Here is a 22416-nt window from a genome sequence, read left to right as displayed (position 1 = left end):
AATGTTACGACTCTTACGCAATGAACCTCGCGCCGCGCTTCTGCTGCTGGCTCTGGTAATGGCAAACCTGCTGGCCTGGGGATGGGCATGGCACGCTTTTAGCGGCAGCACGGCGCTGATGGCCGCCAGCCTGCTGGCGTGGTGCTACGGGCTACGTCACGCGGTGGACGCTGACCACATCGCGGCCATTGATACCGTGACGCGTAAGATGATGCAGCAGGGCAAACGTCCGTCCGGCGTGGGGGCGTGGTTCTCGCTGGGGCACTCCACCATCGTGGTGCTGGCCTCCATTGCTATCGCCGCGACCGCGACGGCGTTTCAGAAAAACATGGAGTGGTTCCACGAAACCGGCAGCCTGATTGGCACCGCCGTTTCCGCCACCTTCCTGCTGGCGATGGCGCTGGTGAACATGGTGATCCTGCGCGGCGTCTGGCGCAGTTTTCAGGCGCTGAAACAGGGCAGGCCCGTGCAGGGCGACATCACGCTCCCTGCCCAGGGCGGCGTCATGAACTGGCTGTTTGGCAAAACCTTCCGCCTGGTGAATAAAAGCTGGCAGATGTACCTGGTCGGTTTCCTGTTTGGCCTCGGCTTTGACACGGCTACCGAGATTGGCGTGCTGGGGATCTCTGCCGCCAGCGCGTCAAGCGGGATGTCGGTGTGGTCAATCATGGTCTTCCCGGCGCTCTTCGCCAGCGGCATGGCGCTGGTGGATACCCTCGATAACCTGTTGATGGTCGGTGCCTACGGCTGGGCGTTCAACAAGCCGCAGCGCAAGCTCTACTACAACATGACCATCACCGGCACCTCCGTGGTGGTGGCGCTGTTTATCGGCGGGCTGGAAGCGCTGGGTCTGCTGATGGACAAATTTGCCCTCAGCGGCGGCGTGTGGGATCTGATTGGCGCGGTAAACGACAACCTGGGCAACGCCGGGTTTGTGGTGGTCGGGCTGTTTGTCGCCTGCTGGCTGATCTCCATGGTCAACTACCGCTGGCGCGGCTACGACGCGCTGGTGGTACGTTCCTGAACCGGCTCCTGCACGGCGCAACCTCCGCGACTTCCTCAATGGCTGGCGCATAGCGGCATACCGATAAAAAAGATGCTGAAAATGTAGAACTTTTGCGGAATAAATATATTCCGCATTCTTCGCTTGTGTGAAATAACGAGAAAGATAATTGAGTTATTTATAAAAATTCGCCATGATTCGCCTCCTGCTGATGATGTCTTTTAAGACTGAGTTGGCTGCCAATAATAAAACTGGATGATGCTTTTAAGCTTTTTCATATTAAGGCATTTACGAAAATAATAAATAATGGATTGATGGCGATGATATATCTACTTTGCATTTATTTGATGAATAGAATGCGTAAGAAAAAGCCCCAGAATATCGGGGCGGTGAATAATAAAATTCAAAGGTTAACTCTGCGTAGACTCGTTGTTGGACGGGTAAATGAAGCGCCGCCCGGCAATGAGAGGGTTAAGCAGGTAACAGCTTCAGCAGAGCGAAAGCCTCCTTCATCCGGTCTTCACTAACCACAAAAGCGCGAATCTGACCCTCGTTATCCGCGCCGCGCGCGACCATTCCCTGCGGTTCGAGGGTAATTTTCCAGTTCAGATCCTGACGCTGAGTTTCACCGGCAAGATGCAGCGGTAATTCCGGCGTTTTGACTTTAATCAGCATGGCGGGTAATTTCAGCGGCGCGCTGCCGCCGAGCAGGTTTTTCGCCAGATACATCGCGCTTAATTGAATTGGCTGTAAAAAGGGCAGTACCTGACCGTTAATTTCCGCGCAGTCACCTAACGCGTAAATATCAGGTTGCGTGGTTTGCAGGTAGCTATTTACCTTCACGCCACGCTGTATTTCGGCGCCTGCGCGATGCGCCAGCGCGGTTTCCGGGCGCAGGCCCGTTGCCGCGATTACCACATCCACCTCAACGCTGCGGCTGCAGTCGAGCGTGGCACGAATGCCGCCTTCGGTTTTGCTCAGGCTTTGCAGCTGCGATTTCAACAGCAGATGCACCCCCATGTCGGTCAGGCGATGCTGTAAGCGACTGCTTACTTCTGCTGGCATCAGCGACGACAGAATGCTCGCCGCGCGGTCGACCAGAGTCACGGATTTACCCGCCCGGCAGAAATCCATCGCCAGCTCGGTGCCTATCAGCCCGCCGCCGACAATCATCACGCGCTGTGCGTCGCGAAGCGCCGTTTCGCTGGCCTGATACTCCTGCTGGCTGTTGAGGGTGATCGTCAGCTCGCGGCCTTCAACCGGCGGCACAAACGCAGAGGCACCCGTGGCCAGCACCAGTCTGTCGTACTGCCAGGTTTTCTCTTTTGCTTTCACCACGTGGGCGGCAGCGTCGATGTCGGTGACCCAGGTGTACGGGAACAGGCGCAGGTTAAACTGTTCCGCGAACTCCCCCGCCGTTTGGCGGGTGAGGTCTTCGGCGCGCTGATTCTGGCTAATGACGTGGCTTAGATCGGGCTTGTTGTACTCGTCCATGCTGTCGGCGGCAATCACCGTCAGCGGCACGCTGGCGTCCTGCTTGCGGATGTTTTTCACCAGCTGGCGGGCGGCAAAGCCCGAGCCGATGATGACGATACCGTTGTTCATTTTGCCTCCGTACCCAGTTCGTCAAAGACGTCTTTACCGAGTGAACATTCCGGGCAGAGGAAGTTGTCCGGCACGTCACTCCACGGCGTGCCCGGCGCAACGTCCTGCAGCGGCTCGCCCAGCGCCGGGTCGTAGATCCACTGGCAGACGCTGCACTGCATGCGCGGGCCGAGATCGGCGGCGGCTGCGGCGGCACAGGCGCAGGCTTCCTGCTGTTCGGTTGGTTTGGCAGCTTGCGGAAGCGGTGCGAGCGCCCACTGACGTGCAATGTCGCGGCCGTGCTGGCGGCAGATTTCGAGCGCGTCGATATCCGGCCGCCATTTGGCCTTCAGGCTCATGGACATCTCAAAACCCGCATCCTGTAAACGGGTGGAGAGACGGTCTACCGCGCCGCCGCTCCAGCCGTGGGAGCCAAAGGCGCTGGCGCGCTTGTTGCGAAAACGCAGGCCGGTCATCTCTTCCACCAGACCGGCAATTTTCGGCATCATCACGTTGTTCATGGTGGAGGTGCCCACCAGCACCCCTTTAGAGCGGAAGACGTTGGTGAGGATTTCGTTCTTATCGCTGCGCGCCACGTTGAAGATTTTCACCGCCACGTTCGGGTCCACTTCGTTGATGCCCTGGGCTATGGCGTCCGCCATCATGCGGGTGTTGTTGGACATGGTGTCGTAGAAAATCGTGATGCGATCTTCCTGATAGTCCGCCGCCCATTTCAGGTAGAGCTCCACAATCTGGGTTGGATTTTCACGCCATACCACGCCGTGGGAGGTGGCAATCATGTCCACCGGCAGGTTGAAGCCGAGGATCTCGGTGATTTTTGGCGTCACCAGGCGGCTGAACGGGGTCAGAATGTTGGCGTAGTAGCGCTGGCACTGCTCGAAGAGTTCGGTCTGGTCCACTTCGTCATTGAACAGGCGCTCGTCGCAGTAGTGCTGGCCGAAGGCGTCGTTGCTGAACAGCACCGCGTCGCCGGTCATGTAGGTCATCATGCTGTCCGGCCAGTGCAGCATCGGCGTTTCCACAAAGATCAGCTGCTTGCCGTTGCCGATATCCAGCGCGTCGCCGGTTTTCACGGTGTGGAAGTTCCACTCCGGATGGTGGTGGTGGCCGTTGATCGAGTCGATGGCGTTGGTGGTGCAGTAGATAGGCGTGTTCGGGATGTAAGACATCAGCTCGGTCAGCGCGCCGGCGTGGTCCTCTTCCGCGTGGTTGATGATGATGTAGTCGATGGCGTCCAGGTCGATTTCACTGCGCAGGTTCTGCACGAACTCGCGGCTGAACTTGTGATCGACGGTGTCGATCAGCACGTTTTTCCCTTCGCGGATGAGATAGCTGTTGTAGCTGCTGCCGCGCAGCGTTTTGTATTCCGTCCCGTGGAAATCGCGCACTTCCCAGTCACGTTGACCCACCCAATGAATGTTATTTTTAACCAGAATAGACATAGCAACCTCTACGTAATACAGCATTTTCAAATAAGATGTTTTGCCTATATCAAGTTGCGTGCCAGTTTTTAATTTATTGATTTTAATTAATTAATATTTTTATGATCCGTAATGGGTAGTCATTATGACTATCAAGATTAGTGTCAATATGACAATATTCATTGTCAAAATGACAGCGAGGTCACTATGAGCTTTTCCGTAGACGTGCTGGCGAAGATCGCCATTGAGCTGCAGACCGGTATCGGCCATCAGGACCGCTTTCAGCGGCTGATCTCCACGCTGCGCCACGTGCTTGAGTGCGATGCGTCCGCGCTGCTGCGCTACGAGGGGCGGCAGTTTATTCCGCTGGCTATCGACGGGCTGGCGAAGGACGTGCTCGGACGGCGCTTTACCCTCGAAGGGCATCCGCGTCTGGAGACTATCGCCCGTGCGGGTGACGTGGTGCGTTTCCCGGCGGACAGCGATCTGCCCGACCCGTACGACGGGCTTATTCCCGGACAGGAGAGCCTGAAGGTTCACGCCTGTATCGGCCTGCCGCTGTTTGCCGGACAAAACCTGATTGGCGCACTGACCCTCGACGGCCTGTCGCCGGACCAGTTCGACACCTTTAGCGACGAAGAGCTGCGCCTGATTGCCGCCCTGGCCGCCGGGGCGCTGAACAATGCCCTGCTGATTGAACAGCTGGAGAGCCAGAACATTCTTCCCGGCAGCCCGGCGGCGTTTGAGCAGGTGACGCACACGGAGATGATCGGCCTTTCTCCGGGCATGGCGCAGCTCAAAAAAGAGATTGAGATCGTTGCCGCCTCAGATTTAAACGTGCTGATCTTCGGGGAAACCGGCACCGGCAAGGAGCTGGTCGCGAAGTCCATTCACGAAGCGTCGCCGCGCGCGGTGAACCCGCTGGTGTACCTCAACTGCGCCGCGCTGCCGGAAAGCGTGGCGGAAAGCGAGCTGTTTGGTCACGTTAAAGGGGCGTTTACCGGGGCCATCAGCAACCGCAGCGGCAAGTTCGAAATGGCCGATAACGGCACGCTGTTTCTGGATGAAATTGGCGAGCTTTCCCTGTCGCTGCAGGCCAAGCTGCTGCGCGTTTTGCAGTACGGCGACATCCAGCGCGTGGGGGATGACCGAAGCCACAGAGTGGACGTTCGCGTGCTGGCGGCAACGAACCGTGACCTGCGTGAAGCGGTGGTGGCAGGGCAGTTCCGCGCCGACCTGTTCCATCGCCTGAGCGTGTTCCCGCTTACCGTGCCGCCGCTGCGCGAGCGCGGGGACGACGTGGTGCTGCTGGCGGGCTTTTTCTGCGAGCAGTGCCGTCTCAGGATGGGGCTTTCCCGCGTGGTGCTGAGCCCGGGGGCGAGGTCGCATCTGCTGAGCTACGGCTGGCCGGGCAACGTGCGCGAGCTGGAGCATGCGATTCACCGCGCGGTGGTGCTGGCGCGGGCGACGCGTTCGGGTGACGAAGTGGTGATCCACGCGCGGCATTTTGCGCTGCAGGATGAAACCGCACCGGCAATCGCCCAGGCTCTACCAGAAACGGTGAATGAAAATCTGCGCGAAGCCACTGAGGCGTTTCAGCGTCAGATGATTACCCGCGCGCTGGAGCAGAATAACCGCAGCTGGGCGGCGTGCGCGCGGGCGCTGGAGATGGACGTCGCCAACCTGCACAGGCTGGCGAAGCGTCTGGGACTGAAGGGTTAGATAATGCCGGCCTGATAGAAATCCTGCAGGTTGATGGCGCCGCACAGCCTGCCAGCGTCATCCACCACCGGTGCGGCGGTGATTTTGCGCTTCATCAGCACCTCTTTGGCTTCAATGGCGCGGCTCTCGGCGTTGAGCGTCAGCCCGCCTTTGGTCATGGCGTCCGACACTTTGGTTTCCAGCCTGCCGCCGCCCACCAGCCAGCGGCGCAGGTCGCCGTCGGTGAACACGCCCTTAACGCTCCCGCTGTCATCGCACACCGCTACCAGCCCCAGACCGGTGCGGCTGAGTTCCAGCATCGCGTCCATGACGCTGGTATCGAGTTTGACCTGCGGAATGGCATCGTCGGTGCGCATCAGGTGGTGAACCTTGTTGAGCAGGCGTGCGCCGAGCGCGCCCGCCGGATGCGAACGGGCGAAATCTTCTTCGTTAAAGCCGCGCGCCTGCATCACCGCCATTGCCAGCGCGTCGCCCATCATTAGGGTGTTAACGGTGCTGGAGGTCGGAGCGAGGTGCATCGGACAGGCTTCACGCTCAACGGAAATATCCAGCGTCGCCTTGGCGGCCAGCGCCAGCGGCGAGCGTGATTTGCCGGTCATCGCCAGCAGGGCGACCGATTTCTCCTGCAGGCGCGGAATAATCAGATCCAGCTCTTTGGCCGAACCGGAGTAGGAGATAAACAGCATCACGTCGCGGCTTTCAATCATCCCCAGATCGCCGTGCAGCGCCTCTGCCGGATGCACAAAAAACGCCGGGGTGCCGGTGCTCGCGAGGGTCGCGGCAATCTTTTTGCCGATATGGCCGGATTTACCGATGCCCGCCACGATCACTTTGCCTTCGCAGTGGATAATGGTGTTGGCGGCGCGGACAAAATCCTCGCCCAGACGTTCCGGCAGGCGGCTGGCTTCCTGCAGTTCCAGCATCAGCGTCTGGCGGCCCGTTTCTAACAGAAAATCACTCATCTCTCTCTCCGGTTACGATCACGTCGATTCCTTTCTCTTCCAGCGCTTTCTTGAACGCCGGGTCGATACCCGCGTCGGTAATCAGCTTATCAACGCTTTCAAGGCTACAGACAATGTTGGGGCTTTTGCGGCCAAACTTCGACGAGTCTGCCATCAAAATCACTTCCCGCGCGGCGTTGCACATCGCTTTACTGACGCTGAACACCTCGTTGAACGTCGTAACGCCCGCATTCAGGTCGATGCCGTCGGTGCCCATAAAGAGTTTATCAAAGCTGAACTGGTCGAAGGCATTCTCCGCCAGCTGGCCGTGAAACGACGCCGATTTTTTGCGGAAGGTGCCGCCGGGCATCAGGATGGTCTGCTCGCTGTCGAACTCCGACAGGGCGTTGACGATGTGCAGGCTGTTGGTCATCACCGTGATGTTGTTAAAGCGGCTGAGCAGCGGGATCATCTGCAGGACGGTGCTGCCTGCATCCAGAATGATGGAATCGCCATCGTGGATAAATTTGACGGCGGCTTCGGCAATCAGCGCTTTCTGGTGAGTATTGATCAGCGTTTTGTGGTCGATAGGCGGGTCCGCTTCGTCCTTATTGAGCACCACGCCGCCGTAGGTTCGAATGACGGCGCCAGAGTTTTCGAGCAATACCAGGTCCTTGCGTATTGTCGTGCCGGTGGTGTCAAAGTAGTGGGCCAGATCCTCTACCGAGCATTTTCCCTGCTTTTGCAGATGCTCGAGAATGGCCGCCTGCCGCTGACGAGGTTTCATAGGCGCTTCGTTCCTTAGGTTGCGAAATGATAATTTCGCAAGTCTATAGCTTTCACAACGAAATTATCCATGTTTCAGATTAAGCGCTAATGATAGTGCATTCTGACAGAGTGGATCATGGGGAAAGATCACATCAGGCCGTAATTCCTGCAGCGAAATGCCGTTGATCGCCTGGATTTTCGCCGGACGGGCGAAGACGGTCATGCCGCGCATGATGAGGGAATCGCAGACGTGATTGTTTTCATCCAGCGCAACGGCGACGACGACTCGCGGTTTGAAGCGTCCGCCGGAACGCCCGACCCCGACGCGACCTTTCTGACACAGCGCGTCAAACGCGCGGTTAAACTGGTGGATCTGCCAGCCGCCAAACGCCATCTGGCAGATCCAGGCGAGGGCGGCGACGGTGATGAGTGCGGTAACCATATCGACTCCTTGTTTTGTTCCCTCTCCCGGTGGGAGAGGGTTAGGGTGAGGGCATCAGGCCGCTCGATCAGAACATGACCTGCCCACCCGTCACGTTAATCGACTGCCCGGTGCAGTACGAGGCTTTCGGGCTGGCGTAAAACAGCAGCATGTTCAGCACGTCCTGATAATCGCACCCGCGCTTCAGCGGCACTTTATCGATGTAGTACTGCTCCACTTCCTCAGCCTTGATGCCGAGCTTGGTGGCATACTGCGGCAGCAGGGACTGAAACATCGGCGATTTCAGCAGGTTACCCAGCATCAGCGAGTGCACGGTAATGCCGTACTCGGCCAGATCCAGCGCCAGAGACTGCGTCAGCCCCACGCCGCCAAACTTCGCCGCGCTGTAGCCGGAGTTGTGCTTGCTGCCCACTTTCCCTGATTTGGAGTTGATCTGAATGATGCGCCCCTGAATGCCGTCGCGGATCATCAGACGGGAAAACTCGCGGGCGCAGAGGAAATAGCCCACCAGATTCACCTGCAGCGAGCGGTCAAAGTCCCCCAGCTCGAAATCGCTGATAAAGGCCGCTTTCGCAATCCCCGCGCTGTAGACCAGCAGGTCGGTACGCCCAAAAATCTCGTCCACGCCGCGGGCCAGCGCCATCACGCTCTGCTCGCTGGTGGCGTCGGCACCAAACCCGTACGCCATCCCTTCGCCAAACTCGGTGTTAATGGTGTCCGCCACGCGGGCGGCTTTTTCACTCTGAATGTCCACTACCGCCACGCGGTAGCCCTCTGCGGCAAGCCCACGGCAGAGGAACTCGCCTAAGGTTTGTCCTCCACCAATGACAACGGCAACCTGACTCATGTGTTTCTCCTTAATTACGCAACAAATTTTAACGTGCAGCCTGGGGTGACAGCCTGCGGAACCGGGCCCGCCACGTGAACAGTGCCGGGATATTCGGCCTGCGGCTGGCCGTCGAAACGCAGGGTGATGTGCCCCAGCTCGCGCAGGTTTTGCTCGGCGACGTCGCCGACGGCGGTGACGGCATAGCGCGCCTCGCCCAGCTCAAGCTGGCTCCCGGCCTTCAGCTCGCCCTTCAGCTCGCCGTGGCAGTGGATAAAACAAAACTCTTCGATATCCGCCGGGGCGCCTTCGCGGAAGGTGATCAGCATCTGGTCGCTCAGCGCGTCAGCCGCGCTCTGGCCGATGCGGGTAATGGTGGTCTGGTAAATCACGGTCATCGCAGGAACCTCTTATTGATAAATAAAGCCGGAGACAAACCAGGCAATCAGCACCGTCGGCGCGCCCGTCAGGAAGCGGCTCACCAGCACCGACGGCACGCCCACGCGCACGGTGTCCTGGCGCGCTTCGGCCAGCGACAGCCCTACGGGGATGAAGTCGCACGCCGCCTGGGCGTTAATGGCGAACAGGGCGGGCAGGGCGAGGTGTGGGGGAATGTTCCCCAGACCAATCTGCACGCCAATCAGCACGCCGATGACCTGGGCAATCACCGCGCCAGGGCCGAGGAACGGCGACAGCAGCGGGAAGGAGCAGATCAGCGCCAGCGTCACCAGCCCGAGCGGGTGGCTCGCGAGCGGGGCGAGGCCGTGGGCAATCCAGTCGCCCAGGCCGGACGCCATGATGATGCCGATCAGCGCCGAGACGAATGCCATAAACGGCAGAATGGTTTTCAGCACCGTGTCGATGGTGTCGCGCCCGGACTGGAACAGCACCGCCACGGCGGACCCCATGCCCATCCCGACCTTCGCCAGCAGGCCGTCGCTCTGTTCGGTGATTTTCTTGCTGGTGTCGTACTCGCGCGGGGCCGCTTTTTGCGGCGCGGCAGTGCCATTCACCAGCGTGATGTTGTCCTCCTTCACGCCTGAGACATAAATGTCCTCAAGGATGTACTGCGCCAGCGGGCCGGATTTTCCGGTGGAGTGAATATTCACCGTCGGAATGCGGCGCTTCGGATAGATACCGCAGCGCAGCGTGCCGCCGCAGTCGATCACCGCCACGCCGATTTCCGCCTCCGGCGGCTCGCCTTCCTTGAAGCCGTCGACCGCTTCCCAGCCGGTCAGCTCGCGCAGCCTGTCGACGATCGCCGGGCGCGTGCCTGCGGTGATGTAGACGATCTTTTTGCCTTCGGTGGCGTCGAACTCCAGCGGGCCGCCCCAGCCGCCCGTGCCTTTCTCAATGCGGATCCGGTTCATGCTGTGGCTCCTGAAAGATGGACTTTCTGTTCAAGCTGGATGCCCATTTTTTTCTCAAAAATGGCGGTGGTGAGGTCGGTCACCCAGCCGCGGAAGAAGTTGGTGACCAGGCCAACCAGCAGGTAGCTCACCGCCAGCGGGCCGAGCGGCAGGCCAAGGGTGGTGAGGCCGCTGGCGATCCCGAGATAAACAAACAGCTCGCCGGGGTTAATGTGCGGGAACAGGCCGTTCATCGAATGGCAGCTGTAGGAGGCGGCGGCGTAGTAGCTCGGCTTGTACTTTTCCGGCATGAAGCGACCGAGGCTTAAGGTCATCGGGTTGCAGAACACGAAGGTACCGATGAACGGCAGTATCAGGTAGCGGGACAGCGGATTCCCGGCACAGCGCTGGGCGAAGCGTTCAATGCGCTGCTGGCCGATAAAGTTGATCAGCGCGTTCATGATCACCAGCAGGCTGATCAGCAGGGGCAGGATCCCGGTCACCATGCCGGTGAACACTTCTCCGCCTTTCTGAAACAGCCCGATGAACCACTCGGCGCCGTGGGTGATGGTTTCTATCATTCTTCTCTCCTGTGGGTCTTTTTTGTTTTTGTCTGACAGGGCTAATAATAATCACTTTGAAAGGTTTTAAAGTGTTAATTGGATCTCACAATGAAAGAAAAAAGGATTATTTTGAAAGTTTATTGGTGGGGGGAATGATTTTCGGTGGAAAAAAGCGCGGATTTGCGTGGGGGAGGCGCGTACCGCTTCCTTGAGGTGTTGCGGATGCTTTACCATACTGGGTTCTTATCGAACCCGTTAAATGGATGTCTCATGTTCAAGCGTCGTTATGCAGCGCTGTTGCCTGCGCTTATTCTGCTGTCTGCCTGTAGTAGCAAACCTAAGACCGAAGCCGTTCAGCAAACGGCGGGCGCGCCTTCCGGAGGATTCCTGCTGGAGCCGCAGCACAATATGATGCAGATGGGCGGCGACTTCGCGAATAACCCGGCGGCCGAGCAGTTCATCGATAAAATGGTGAGCAAACACGGCTTTGACAGACAGCAGCTGCACGAAATTTTGTCTCAGGCCAAGCGTCTGGACTACGTGCTGCGCCTGATGGACAGGCAGGCACCAACCGCCCAGGTGCCGAGCGGGCCGAACGGCGCGTGGCTGCGCTATCGCAAACAGTTTATTACCCCGGACAACGTGCAAAACGGCGTAGTGTTCTGGAATCAGTATGAAGATGCGCTCAACCGCGCGTGGCAGGTGTACGGCGTACCGCCTGAAATCATCGTCGGGATCATCGGCGTGGAAACCCGCTGGGGCCGCGTGATGGGTAAAACCCGCATCCTGGATGCGCTGGCGACGCTCTCCTTCAACTACCCGCGCCGTGCGGAGTACTTCTCTTCCGAGCTGGAAACCTTCCTGCTGATGGCGCGCAGCGAGCAGGACGATCCGCTCGATCTGAAAGGGTCGTTTGCCGGCGCGATGGGCTACGGCCAGTTTATGCCGTCCTCCTATAAACAATATGCCGTCGACTTTAACGGGGATGGTCATATCAACCTGTGGGATCCGGTAGATGCCATCGGCAGCGTGGCGAACTACTTCAAAGCGCACGGCTGGGTGCCGGGCGGCCAGGTGGCGGTGCAGGCGAACGGTCAGGCGCCGGGGCTGGAAAACGGCTTCAAAACCAACTACAGCATTTCGCAGCTGGCAGCTGCAGGCCTAACGCCAACGCAGCCGCTGGGCAACGCGCAACAGGCAAGCCTGCTGCGTCTGGATGTCGGTACGGGCTATCAGTACTGGTACGGTCTGCCGAACTTCTACGCCATCACCCGCTATAACCACAGCACTCACTATGCGATGGCAGTATGGCAGCTGGGGCTGGCGGTGTCTCAGGCGCGCGTTCCTGCGGCGTCTCCGTTTAGTCAGTAAGTTGCTCAGACGGGTAGGCCGGGTAAGGCAACGCCGCCACCCGGCATGGCTGCACGCACGGTGCGGCCTGATGCCCTCACCCTGACCCTCTCCCACGGGAGAGGGAAATTCTTCAGAAACATTTCGCCACACTCCCTTTTCAAACCCGCCATTTACATCTTAACCGCCTTTCATTATTGTTATGTTATAACATTTAATGCGGTGTCGACATGTCAACGTCCCTTTTTTCTCTGTCTGCTCTGGTTCGGCTTTTGCTGGCGCTGGTGCTTGTTGTCTTTATCGGGCTGGCCGTGCGCTGGGCGGTGGCATTGCCATGATCGTGATGAACGAACTGGTCGCGGGGTATGAACGCCAGCCCGTTACGCGGCCCCTCTCGGGGGCCATTGAACGCGGCAGCATGACCGCCATTATCGGCGCTAACGGCTGCGGGAAATCCACGCTGCTGAAAACGCTGGCGGGGTTTATTCCTCCCGTCAGCGGCGGCTTCCGCTGGCAGGGTAAGCGACCGGTAATCGGCTGGCTGGCACAGCGTCACGCGCTGGAGGCGCAGTTTCCGCTGACCGTACAGGACGTAGTAAGCATGGGCTGCTGGCCGGGCATTTCGCTTTTTTCCGGGTTTCGTCGCGAAACGCGGCTGCGCATTGCCGGCGCACTTGAGCGCGTCGGGCTTGAGTCCATGGCGTTATCCACCATCGATGAACTCTCCGGCGGTCAGTTTCAGCGCATGCTGTTTGCCCGCGTCCTGGTGCAGCAGGCGCCGCTGGTGATGCTGGATGAACCCTTTACCGGGGTCGATGAAGCCACCTGCAGCGTGCTGATGGATTTGATGCTGGAGATGTATATGCAGGGGCAAACGCTGCTCGCGGTACTGCACGACAGCGAACGCGTGTCGCGCCATTTCCCACAGACGCTGCGGCTGGACGCTGACGTTCCCCAGTGGAAAACCGAGCGGGTGAGGGTGGCATGATCTGGCATCTCTTTTTTCAGCCGTTTATTGAGTACGGCTTTATGCGTCGCGCGCTGGTGGTTTGCCTGGCGCTCTCCGTCAGCACCACCGCGCTCGGCGTGTTTCTTCAGCTGCGTCGGATGAGCCTGATGGGTGACGCCCTTTCTCACGCCATTTTGCCGGGTGTCGCCGTGGGGTATTTGCTCAGCGGTATGTCGTTGCTGGCGATGAGTATTGGCGGTTTTATCGCGGGAATTACCGTGGCGCTGCTGGCCGGACTGGTCAGTCGACGCACGCCGCTGAAAGAAGATGCCAGCTTTGCCGGGTTTTATCTTGGCTCGCTGGCGCTGGGGGTTACGCTGGTATCGCTGCGCGGGTCGAATGTCGATCTGCTGCATCTGCTGTTTGGCTCTATCCTCGCCGTGGACAACGACGCCGCGCTGTTTGTTACGGGCGTGTGTATGTTCACCCTTATCACGCTGGCGCTGTTTTATCGCGGGCTGGTCACAGAAGCGTTTGATACTGCCTGGCTTCAGGTGAACGCCCGCTGGCTGCCTGGGTTGCTGCACGGACTTTTTCTTGCGCTGCTGGTGCTTAACCTGGTGGCCGGTTTTCAGGTGCTCGGCACGCTGATGGCCGTCGGGCTGATGATGCTTCCGGCCGTGGCGGCACGCTGCTGGGTGCGCACGTTACCTGCGTTACTCCTGATGGCGGGTATCAGCGGTATCTTCTGCGCATGGCTTGGGTTGAGCCTCTCCTGGGCGATGAGCCTCCCGGCCGGGCCATCCATCGTGCTCACCGCCAGCGCGCTGTTCTTTATTTCCATTTTATTGGGTACGCGAAGCAGGCTCGCTGGCAGTCTGCGCGCGCTTTTTTAACGCAAGGGGAAACGATGAAACGTACAGGATTTGTAGTGGCGCTCGCGCTGGGGATGATGTCGCACGGCGTGATGGCGAAAACGCTGAATGTGGTGACCAGCTTTTCGATTCTGGGGGATATCACGCAGGAGGTAGGCGGTGACCATGTGAACGTGACGACGCTGGTCGGGCCGGACGGCGATCCGCATACCTTTGAACCGTCGCCGAAAGACAGCGCGGCCCTGAGCAAGGCTGATGTGGTGGTGGTGAACGGCCTGGGGCTGGAGGGCTGGCTTGATCGTCTGGTAAAAGCCTCCGGGTTCAAAGGGCAACTGGTTGTCGCCTCAACTGGGGTGAAAACCCACACGCTTGAGGAAGATGGAAAGACTGTGACCGATCCGCACGCGTGGAACAGCGCGGCGAACGGGGCGCTCTATGCACAAAATATCCTGAACGGGCTGGTGAAAGCCGATCCGGATGACAAAGCCGCGCTGGAAGCCTCTGGCAAAACGTATATCGCGCAGCTCAGCCAGCTGGATAACTGGGCCAAAACGCGCTTTAGCCAGATCCCGTCGGCGAAGCGTAAAGTGCTGACCAGCCATGACGCGTTCGGCTATTTCAGCCGCGCCTACGGCGTGACGTTTATGGCGCCGCAGGGGCTGTCGTCTGAGAGTGAAGCCAGCGCGGCGCAGGTCGCCGAGATTATCAATCAGATTAAAGCCGACGGCGTGAAAACCTGGTTCATGGAGAATCAGCTCGATCCGCGTCTGGTGAGACAGATTGCATCGGCGACGGGGGCACAGCCCGGAGGTGAGCTTTACCCCGAAGCGCTGTCGGCAAAAGGTGGGGTGGCTGACACCTACGTTAAGGCGTTTCGCCACAATGTGAACACCCTCGCTGAGAGCATGAAATAACCTTTCCACCGCCGGTGCGTCCGTACCGGCTTTTTTCTGAAGCCCCCTCGTAAAACCTGAAGTGCATCCCCACATCTGACGAGAAAGTGCTATCTTGTGCAGCACGTTTTTCTGATGCCTGGAGCGAGAATGACTGACCATGAATTGATGCAGCTTAGCGAGATCGTTGGCCTTGCGCTGAAGCAGCGTGGCGCGACAATCACCACCGCGGAATCCTGCACCGGCGGCTGGGTGGCGAAAGCGATTACCGATATTGCCGGCAGTTCCGCCTGGTTTGAACGCGGTTTTGTGACCTACAGTAACGAAGCTAAAGCTCAGATGATTGGCGTGCGTGAGTCCACGCTTGAACAGCATGGCGCGGTCAGCGAACCGGTGGTGATCGAGATGGCCATTGGCGCGCTCAAAGAGGCGCGCGCAGATTACGCCATTTCCATTAGCGGCATTGCGGGCCCGGACGGCGGCAGCGACGTGAAGCCTGTCGGCACCGTCTGGTTTGGGTTCGCCACCTCCAAAGGGGAAGGGATCACCCGCCGGGAGTGCTTCAGCGGCGATCGCGAAAGCGTGCGTCGTCAGGCAACCGTTTATGCGTTAAAAACGCTCTGGCAACAATTTCTACAAAACACTTGATACTGTATGACCATACAGTATAATTGCACCAACAGAACAGAAATCCACGGTGAAGCACAGTTGCTTCTCCCGGCATGACAGGAGTAATAATGGCTATCGACGAAAACAAACAGAAAGCGTTGGCGGCAGCACTGGGCCAGATCGAAAAGCAATTCGGTAAAGGCTCCATCATGCGCCTGGGTGAAGACCGTTCCATGGATGTGGAAACCATCTCCACCGGTTCGCTTTCTCTGGATATCGCGCTGGGCGCTGGCGGTCTGCCTATGGGCCGTATCGTAGAAATCTACGGGCCAGAGTCCTCCGGTAAAACCACCCTGACGCTGCAGGTGATTGCCGCGGCACAGCGCGAAGGTAAAACCTGTGCGTTTATCGATGCCGAGCACGCGCTGGACCCTGTTTATGCCCGCAAGCTGGGCGTGGATATCGACAACCTGCTGTGTTCTCAGCCGGACACCGGTGAGCAGGCGCTGGAAATTTGTGACGCGCTGGCGCGTTCTGGTGCCGTTGACGTTATCGTGGTCGACTCCGTTGCCGCACTGACGCCAAAAGCCGAAATCGAAGGTGAAATCGGTGACTCTCATATGGGCCTCGCGGCACGTATGATGAGCCAGGCGATGCGTAAGCTGGCGGGTAACCTGAAGCAGTCCAACACGCTGCTGATCTTCATCAACCAGATCCGTATGAAAATTGGTGTGATGTTCGGTAACCCGGAAACCACTACCGGTGGTAACGCACTGAAATTCTACGCCTCTGTCCGTCTGGATATCCGCCGTATCGGCGCGGTGAAAGAGGGCGAGAACGTGGTCGGTAGCGAAACCCGCGTGAAGGTTGTGAAGAACAAAATCGCTGCGCCGTTCAAACAGGCTGAGTTCCAGATCCTCTACGGCGAAGGGATCAACTTCCTCGGCGAGCTGGTTGACCTGGGCGTGAAAGAGAAGCTGATTGAAAAAGCGGGCGCCTGGTACAGCTACAACGGCGACAAGATTGGTCAGGGTAAAGCGAACGCGATCTCCTGGTTGAAAGAGAACCCGGCTGCGGCGAAAGAGATTGAGAAGAAGGTGCGTGAGCTTCTGCTGAACAACCAGGACTCCAAACCTGACTTCGTGGTGGATGCCGCGGATGCTGAAGAAACTAACGAAGACTTTTAATTCTTTCGTTTAAAAATGAAGGGCTGCTGATGCGGCCCTTTTTGCATTTCTGAACCAGCAGGTTTTTTATGAGTGAACCGACAACACGTCGACCGGCGTATGCACGCTTACTGGACCGTGCGGTGCGCATCCTGGCCGTTCGTGACCACAGTGAACAGGAGCTGCGGCGAAAACTGTCGGCTCCGGTGATGAGTAAAAACGGGCCGGAAGAGATTGATGCCACCGCGGAAGATTATGACCGCGTGATTGCCTGGTGCTATGAGCATCATTATCTCGATGACGAGCGCTTTGCCTCACGGTTTCTCGCCAGCCGCGGCCGTAAAGGATATGGGCCCGCGCGCATCCGGCAGGAGCTGAACCAGAAAGGGGTGGCCCGGGAGTCCATCGAAAAAGCGATGCGCGAATGCGATACTGACTGGTGCGAGCTGGCCAGAGAACAGGCGATTCGTAAATACGGCGAACCGCTGCCGCGTGAATTTTCAGAAAAAGTCAAAATCCAGCGCTTTTTGCTCTACCGCGGCTTTCTCATGGAAGATATTCAGGATATCTGGCGTAATTTTGCCGATTGAACGCATGCGGGATTTTACTTCCCACTAAAGAAAACTTATCTTATTCCCACTTTTTCCAGTAGCTGGTCTGTCCAACGGTTTACCGATACAGGCTGGCTACGACATTTCGTTAGCTTGATTTCAGGATAATTATGAGCAAGAGCACCGCTGAGATCCGTCAGGCGTTTCTCGATTTTTTCCATAGTAAGGGACACCAGGTTGTTGCCAGCAGCTCCCTGGTACCGAACAACGATCCGACTCTGCTGTTTACCAACGCCGGGATGAACCAGTTCAAGGATGTGTTCCTTGGTCTCGACAAGCGTAATTATTCCCGCGCCACAACCTCACAGCGTTGCGTGCGTGCGGGCGGTAAACACAACGACCTGGAAAACGTCGGTTACACCGCGCGTCACCATACGTTCTTCGAAATGCTGGGTAACTTCAGCTTCGGCGACTATTTCAAACACGATGCCATTCAATATGCGTGGGAACTGCTGACCGGTGAAAACTGGTTCAACCTGCCGAAAGAGCGTCTGTGGGTTACCGTCTATGAAACCGATGACGAAGCCTACGAAATCTGGGAAAAAGAAGTCGGGATCCCGCGCGAGCGTATTATTCGCATCGGTGATAACAAAGGCGCGCCATATGCGTCTGACAACTTCTGGCAGATGGGTGATACCGGCCCTTGCGGTCCGTGCACCGAGATTTTCTACGATCACGGCGACCACATCTGGGGTGGCCCTCCAGGCAGCCCGGAAGAAGACGGCGATCGCTACATTGAGATCTGGAACATCGTGTTCATGCAGTTCAACCGTCAGGCCGACGGTACGATGGAGCCGCTGCCGAAGCCTTCCGTTGATACCGGTATGGGTCTGGAGCGTATTGCCGCGGTTCTGCAGCACGTCAACTCCAACTACGAGATTGACCTGTTCAGCACCCTGATCAAAGCCGTTGCCGAAGTTACCGGCGCGACCGACCTGAACAACAAATCGCTGCGTGTTATCGCGGACCACATTCGTTCCTGTGCGTTCCTGATTGCCGACGGCGTTATCCCGTCGAATGAAAACCGTGGCTACGTGCTGCGTCGTATCATTCGTCGTGCCATCCGTCACGGCAACATGCTGGGCGCGAAGGACACCTTCTTCTATAAACTCGTTGGGCCACTGATTGGCGTGATGGGTGCTGCCGGTGATGAGCTGAAACGCCAGCAGGCGCAGGTAGAGCAGGTTCTGAAAACCGAAGAAGAACAGTTTGCGCGTACACTGGAGCGCGGCCTGGCGCTGCTGGACGAAGAGCTGGCGAATCTCAAGGGCGACACGCTGGATGGCGAAACCGCTTTCCGCCTGTACGACACCTACGGCTTCCCGGTTGACCTGACGGCGGACGTTTGCCGCGAGCGCAATATCAAAGTTGACGAAGCGGGCTTCGAAGCCGCGATGGAAGAGCAGCGTCGTCGTGCGCGTGAATCCAGCGGTTTCGGTGCAGACTACAACGCGATGATCCGCGTTGATAGCGCGTCTGAATTCAAAGGTTATGACGCGCTGGAACTGACCGGCAAAGTGACCGCCCTGTTTGTTGACGGTAAAGCCGTGGACAGCATCAGCGCGGGCCAGGATGCGGTTGTCATTCTGGACAAAACGCCGTTCTACGCGGAATCAGGCGGTCAGGTTGGCGATAAGGGCGAACTGAAAGGCAATGGTTTCAGCTTCAGCGTCAGCGACACCCAGAAATACGGTCAGGCGATTGGTCACCAGGGCAAACTGGTTTCCGGTTCTCTGAAAGTGGGCGAGGGCGTACAGGCTAACGTGGATGAAGCTCGCCGCGCGCGCATTCGTCTGAACCACTCTGCAACCCACCTGATGCACGCCGCCCTGCGCGACGTGCTCGGTACCCACGTTGCACAGAAAGGTTCTCTGGTTAACGACAAAGTGCTGCGTTTCGACTTCTCGCATTTTGAAGCGATGAAACCGTCTGAAATCCGCGCGGTGGAAGATCTGGTGAACGCGCAGATCCGTCGTAACCTGCCAATCGAGACCCACATTATGGAGCTCGAGGACGCGAAGAAAAAAGGTGCGATGGCGCTGTTTGGTGAGAAATATGACGACCGCGTTCGCGTGCTGAGCATGGGCGACTTCTCTACCGAGCTGTGCGGCGGTACGCACGCATCGCGCACCGGTGACATCGGCCTGTTCCGCATTGTTTCCGAGTCGGGTACGGCGGCAGGCGTGCGTCGTATTGAAGCGGTGACCGGTGAAGGTGCGATTGCCAGCCTGCATGCGCAGAGCGATCAGCTGCACGACATCGCGCAGCTGCTGAAAGGCGATAGCCAGAACCTGGGCGAGAAAGTGCGCGTTGCGCTGGATCGCACGCGTCAGCTGGAAAAAGAGCTGCAGCAGCTGAAAGAGCAGGCTGCGGCGCAGGAGAGTGCAAACCTCTCCAGCAAGGCTGTAGACATTAAGGGCGTCAAACTGCTGGTCAGCGATCTGGCGGGCGTTGAGCCTAAGATGCTGCGTACTATGGTCGACGATCTCAAGAACCAGCTTGGTTCTACCGTTATCGTGCTGGCGACAGTGGCAGAAGGTAAGGTTTCTCTGATTGCGGGCGTCTCTAAGGATGTGACCGACCGCGTAAAAGCAGGGGAACTGATTGGTATGGTCGCTCAGCAGGTGGGCGGCAAGGGTGGCGGTCGTCCGGACATGGCGCAAGCCGGTGGTACGGATGCGGCGGCACTTCCGCAAGCTTTGGCCAGCGTTGAAAGCTGGGTAAGCGCGAAACTGTAATAACTACAAAGCACAAGCAGACGCCATAGCGGTAACGTTATGGCGTCTTGTTCACTGTGCTATCGATAACGATAAAGTCAGGTTGAGTTTGTGTATATCGGCTAAACTTACGTTTAACAGAATGTGATGCCGTGACTGCTTACACTTTACGTGTTTGTCATCGCTTACTTTTTGGCGTTATATGATGGATAATGCCGGGATACAAGAGACCCGACTCTTTTAATCTTTCAAGGAGCAAAGAATGCTGATTCTGACTCGTCGAGTTGGTGAGACCCTCATGATTGGGGATGAGGTCACCGTGACAGTTTTAGGGGTAAAGGGTAACCAGGTACGTATTGGTGTTAACGCTCCTAAAGAAGTATCTGTCCACCGTGAAGAGATCTACCAGCGTATCCAGGCTGAAAAATCCCAGCAGTCCAGTTACTGATATTGTCGCGTCTCGCTGTCGGGCGAGACGCAACCCTCCTGTCATTTTTCCTGCTCAACGTTACCGTTTAATTTCAAACGCTCTCTTTTTAACCACTCCGTTACCCTAAACTCGCCCTTACGCCGCCATTTCTGCAAAGGTTTTCTGTGAAGATGCCTGCAAAATCCGCTTATAAAACACCCTCTTTGCGGCTTTTACATGCGAATTGCGTGTGATTTGTGCAAACGATAAAAGCTTTTGGAAAATTGTTTGACTTATAAGTCCCAGAAAGTAATATATGCGCCACGCAGCGACGAGAAGCTCTTAACGAGTAACTCGAAGCACTCGAAAGAGGCGTTGTGTGGTGAGGTGGCCGAGAGGCTGAAGGCGCTCCCCTGCTAAGGGAGTATGCGGTCAAAAGCTGCATCCGGGGTTCGAATCCCCGCCTCACCGCCATTTTGCATCCGTAGCTCAGCTGGATAGAGTACTCGGCTACGAACCGAGCGGTCGGAGGTTCGAATCCTCCCGGATGCACCATCTATTACTTCATATTGCTTTAGAAGTGATATGAATATCGAGCAGTACAGTAGTAAATCCCGATGCATCCGTAGCTCAGCTGGATAGAGTACTCGGCTACGAACCGAGCGGTCGGAGGTTCGAATCCTCCCGGATGCACCATTTACTATTTCTGAAAGCAGCACCCTGATGCATCCGTAGCTCAGCTGGATAGAGTACTCGGCTACGAACCGAGCGGTCGGAGGTTCGAATCCTCCCGGATGCACCATATTCTCCGAGATAATAGCCACGCTGTTGTTTCAAGGTCTGCGAGTTAATCGCGAGTACCAGGGAGGATAACGTTGCTTCAGCAACGGCCCGCAGGGCGAGGCGCAGCCGAGTAATCCTCCCGGATGCACCATTTACTGTTTCTAAAAGCATTTCCCGATGCATCCGTAGCTCAGCTGGATAGAGTACTCGGCTACGAACCGAGCGGTCGGAGGTTCGAATCCTCCCGGATGCACCATCTTCTCCTTCTTTGTTTATTCCTTCGACGTTCCGTCAGCAATCACACTCTCAGTCAGCGACAAAAATCACCATTTACGATAAAGTAATGCTTTGTTAATCGTTTAGCGAGAGCACGATGTACGCACAGTATGACGGTTTGATCTTCGATATGGACGGCACTCTCCTGGATACCGAACCCACGCATCGTCAAGCCTGGACTGACGTCCTGGGCCGCTACGGAATGCGTTTCGATCTTCAGGCGATGATTGCCCTCAACGGATCCCCCACCTGGCGTATTGCGCAGGCCGTGATTGAACTGAATCAGGCCGATCTCGACCCGCATCTGCTCGCGCGCGAAAAAACCGATGCGGTAAAAGCCATGCTTTTAGATACCGAACGTCCTCTGCCGCTGATTGATGTGGTAAAAGAGTGGCACGGGCGCCGCCCGATGTCGGTAGGAACAGGCAGTGAAAGCTCGATTGCAGAAGCTTTGCTCAATCATCTTGGCCTGCGCCACTATTTTTCTGCCGTGGTCGCCGCCGATCATGTTAAACATCACAAGCCCGCACCGGACACCTTCCTGCTTTGCGCAGAATTAATGGGCGTCCCGGCGGCAAAATGTGTCGTTTTTGAAGACGCCGATTTCGGCATTCAGGCCGCGCGTGATGCTGGAATGGATGCGGTGGATGTGCGCTTACTGTGAGTGACGCGCTGTCACTTGCTTCATTATTCGCCAGCAGTTTTTTAAGCGCCACGCTGTTACCGGGAAATTCGGAAGTGGTGCTGGTGGCGATGCTGTTGTCCGGCGTGAGTCAGCCCTGGCTGCTTGTATTAATAGCAACAATGGGTAATAGCCTTGGAGGGCTGACTAACGTTATTCTTGGGCGTTTCTTTCCGCTGCGCGAAAAATCGCGCTGGCAGGAAAAGGCAGTCGGCTGGCTAAAACGCTATGGCGCTGCCACGCTGTTATTAAGCTGGATGCCTGTAATAGGCGATTTACTGTGTCTGCTGGCGGGATGGATGCGCATCTCCTGGGGACCGGTGCTCTTTTTTTTGTGCCTTGGCAAGGCGTTGCGCTATGTTCTCGTGGCGTGGGCAACACTACAGGGTATGACGTGGTGGCACTAATTGGTGGAATGAATACGCGACCTTCAATCGTCAACCATTACAATTATGC

At 57.4% G+C, this 22416-nt stretch carries 22 protein-coding genes and 5 tRNA genes; 18 read left to right on the top strand and 9 right to left on the bottom strand.

Annotated features, from left to right (window positions below; all coding sequences use genetic code 11):
• Window position 1: 1 nt before the first annotated feature.
• Window positions 2-1024 carry a HoxN/HupN/NixA family nickel/cobalt transporter gene (locus ACMGGX_RS05100; protein WP_029742064.1) on the top strand — a complete coding sequence of 341 codons (1023 nt, stop codon included), beginning with the start codon at window positions 2-4 and terminating at the stop codon, window positions 1022-1024.
• Window positions 1025-1474: 450 nt separating this feature from the next.
• Here the strand turns inward: ACMGGX_RS05100 and norW are convergent, their stop codons facing one another.
• Together norW and norV are read right to left on the bottom strand one after the other, a co-directional pair.
• Window positions 1475-2608: an NADH:flavorubredoxin reductase NorW gene (norW, locus tag ACMGGX_RS05095; RefSeq protein WP_420298122.1), complete on the bottom strand. Its 1134-nt coding sequence runs from the start codon at window positions 2606-2608 to the stop codon at window positions 1475-1477.
• The gene (gene norV / locus ACMGGX_RS05090; RefSeq protein ID WP_420298121.1) at window positions 2605-4050 is read right to left on the bottom strand and encodes an anaerobic nitric oxide reductase flavorubredoxin; all 1446 of its coding nucleotides are present in this window, start codon (window positions 4048-4050) and stop codon (window positions 2605-2607) included. The genes norW and norV overlap by 4 nt, the downstream gene beginning before the upstream one ends.
• Window positions 4051-4236: 186 nt before the next feature.
• On the opposite strand from norV, the gene norR reads away from it, so the two are divergent.
• Window positions 4237-5751 carry a nitric oxide reductase transcriptional regulator NorR gene (gene norR / locus ACMGGX_RS05085; RefSeq protein WP_348561860.1) on the top strand — a complete coding sequence of 505 codons (1515 nt, stop codon included), beginning with the start codon at window positions 4237-4239 and terminating at the stop codon, window positions 5749-5751.
• On the opposite strand, the gene gutQ is transcribed toward norR, so the two are convergent.
• From gutQ to srlA, 7 genes are all read right to left on the bottom strand, one after another.
• Window positions 5748-6713 (bottom strand): arabinose-5-phosphate isomerase GutQ, encoded by a 966-nt coding sequence (gutQ, locus tag ACMGGX_RS05080; protein ID WP_058841091.1) that lies wholly within the window; start codon window positions 6711-6713, stop codon window positions 5748-5750. The two genes, norR and gutQ, sit on opposite strands and share 4 nt — an antisense overlap.
• On the bottom strand, window positions 6706-7479 hold the full coding sequence (srlR, locus tag ACMGGX_RS05075; RefSeq protein ID WP_181593738.1) for a glucitol operon DNA-binding transcriptional repressor SrlR: 774 nt from the start codon (window positions 7477-7479) through the stop codon (window positions 6706-6708). Before srlR ends, gutQ begins: the two co-directional genes overlap by 8 nt.
• A gap of 63 nt (window positions 7480-7542) precedes the next feature.
• A complete protein-coding gene (gene gutM, locus ACMGGX_RS05070; protein WP_023308952.1) occupies window positions 7543-7902 on the bottom strand; it encodes a transcriptional regulator GutM in 360 nt (119 codons plus the stop codon).
• 67 nt (window positions 7903-7969) lie between these two features.
• A complete protein-coding gene (gene srlD, locus ACMGGX_RS05065; RefSeq protein ID WP_023294411.1) occupies window positions 7970-8749 on the bottom strand; it encodes a sorbitol-6-phosphate dehydrogenase in 780 nt (259 codons plus the stop codon).
• A gap of 14 nt (window positions 8750-8763) precedes the next feature.
• Window positions 8764-9126, bottom strand: coding sequence for a PTS glucitol/sorbitol transporter subunit IIA (gene srlB, locus ACMGGX_RS05060; RefSeq protein WP_023308951.1), 363 nt, complete (start codon window positions 9124-9126; stop codon window positions 8764-8766).
• 12 nt (window positions 9127-9138) lie between these two features.
• Complete coding sequence (gene srlE / locus ACMGGX_RS05055) at window positions 9139-10098, bottom strand: PTS glucitol/sorbitol transporter subunit IIB (RefSeq protein WP_023308950.1); 960 nt, start codon at window positions 10096-10098, stop codon at window positions 9139-9141.
• On the bottom strand, window positions 10095-10658 hold the full coding sequence (srlA, locus tag ACMGGX_RS05050) for a PTS glucitol/sorbitol transporter subunit IIC (protein ID WP_003862164.1): 564 nt from the start codon (window positions 10656-10658) through the stop codon (window positions 10095-10097). The genes srlE and srlA overlap by 4 nt, the downstream gene beginning before the upstream one ends.
• 252 nt (window positions 10659-10910) lie before the next feature.
• Between srlA and mltB the strand changes: the two genes are divergently transcribed.
• The 16 genes from mltB to ACMGGX_RS04970 all read left to right on the top strand — a co-directional run bounded on the left by mltB (window position 10911) and on the right by ACMGGX_RS04970 (window position 22367).
• Window positions 10911-12011 carry a lytic murein transglycosylase B gene (gene mltB / locus ACMGGX_RS05045; RefSeq protein ID WP_194401188.1) on the top strand — a complete coding sequence of 367 codons (1101 nt, stop codon included), beginning with the start codon at window positions 10911-10913 and terminating at the stop codon, window positions 12009-12011.
• Window positions 12012-12324: 313 nt separating this feature from the next.
• Entirely contained in the window at window positions 12325-12978 is a 654-nt protein-coding gene (locus tag ACMGGX_RS05040) for a metal ABC transporter ATP-binding protein (protein ID WP_420298120.1), read from the top strand.
• The gene (locus ACMGGX_RS05035; RefSeq protein ID WP_032660373.1) at window positions 12975-13835 is read left to right on the top strand and encodes a metal ABC transporter permease; all 861 of its coding nucleotides are present in this window, start codon (window positions 12975-12977) and stop codon (window positions 13833-13835) included. The genes ACMGGX_RS05040 and ACMGGX_RS05035 overlap by 4 nt, the downstream gene beginning before the upstream one ends.
• A 14-nt stretch (window positions 13836-13849) precedes the next feature.
• Window positions 13850-14728: a metal ABC transporter substrate-binding protein gene (locus ACMGGX_RS05030; RefSeq protein WP_420298119.1), complete on the top strand. Its 879-nt coding sequence runs from the start codon at window positions 13850-13852 to the stop codon at window positions 14726-14728.
• Between the two features lie 129 nt (window positions 14729-14857).
• Window positions 14858-15355, top strand: coding sequence for a nicotinamide-nucleotide amidase (pncC, locus tag ACMGGX_RS05025; RefSeq protein ID WP_023308944.1), 498 nt, complete (start codon window positions 14858-14860; stop codon window positions 15353-15355).
• Between the two features lie 89 nt (window positions 15356-15444).
• Window positions 15445-16503 carry a recombinase RecA gene (gene recA / locus ACMGGX_RS05020; RefSeq protein WP_023308943.1) on the top strand — a complete coding sequence of 353 codons (1059 nt, stop codon included), beginning with the start codon at window positions 15445-15447 and terminating at the stop codon, window positions 16501-16503.
• Window positions 16504-16571: 68 nt separating this feature from the next.
• Window positions 16572-17072 (top strand): recombination regulator RecX, encoded by a 501-nt coding sequence (gene recX, locus ACMGGX_RS05015; protein ID WP_045404219.1) that lies wholly within the window; start codon window positions 16572-16574, stop codon window positions 17070-17072.
• Between the two features lie 131 nt (window positions 17073-17203).
• On the top strand, window positions 17204-19831 hold the full coding sequence (gene alaS, locus ACMGGX_RS05010; protein WP_063439577.1) for an alanine--tRNA ligase: 2628 nt from the start codon (window positions 17204-17206) through the stop codon (window positions 19829-19831).
• Between the two features lie 241 nt (window positions 19832-20072).
• On the top strand, window positions 20073-20258 hold the full coding sequence (csrA, locus tag ACMGGX_RS05005; RefSeq protein WP_000906486.1) for a carbon storage regulator CsrA: 186 nt from the start codon (window positions 20073-20075) through the stop codon (window positions 20256-20258).
• Between the two features lie 342 nt (window positions 20259-20600).
• Window positions 20601-20693 (top strand) — tRNA-Ser (locus ACMGGX_RS05000).
• 4 nt (window positions 20694-20697) lie between these two features.
• Window positions 20698-20774: transfer RNA gene (locus tag ACMGGX_RS04995), tRNA-Arg, on the top strand.
• Between the two features lie 64 nt (window positions 20775-20838).
• Window positions 20839-20915: transfer RNA gene (locus tag ACMGGX_RS04990), tRNA-Arg, on the top strand.
• A 29-nt stretch (window positions 20916-20944) separates the two neighbouring features.
• Window positions 20945-21021 (top strand) — tRNA-Arg (locus ACMGGX_RS04985).
• Window positions 21022-21181: 160 nt separating this feature from the next.
• Window positions 21182-21258, top strand: a tRNA-Arg gene (locus ACMGGX_RS04980).
• A gap of 117 nt (window positions 21259-21375) precedes the next feature.
• Window positions 21376-21942 carry a fructose-1-phosphate/6-phosphogluconate phosphatase gene (gene yqaB, locus ACMGGX_RS04975; RefSeq protein ID WP_420298118.1) on the top strand — a complete coding sequence of 189 codons (567 nt, stop codon included), beginning with the start codon at window positions 21376-21378 and terminating at the stop codon, window positions 21940-21942.
• Window positions 21939-22367, top strand: coding sequence for a YqaA family protein (locus ACMGGX_RS04970; RefSeq protein ID WP_008499541.1), 429 nt, complete (start codon window positions 21939-21941; stop codon window positions 22365-22367). The genes yqaB and ACMGGX_RS04970 overlap by 4 nt, the downstream gene beginning before the upstream one ends.
• The last annotated feature ends 49 nt before the right edge of the window (window positions 22368-22416 follow it).

Origin of the sequence: Enterobacter sp. BNK-29, assembly GCF_048684785.1 — a bacterium.
GTDB classification, from domain to species: Bacteria; Pseudomonadota; Gammaproteobacteria; order Enterobacterales; family Enterobacteriaceae; genus Enterobacter; species Enterobacter cloacae_M.
Note: the sequence above shows the minus strand (reverse complement) of the source record. Positions and strands in the feature narration are given on the sequence as shown.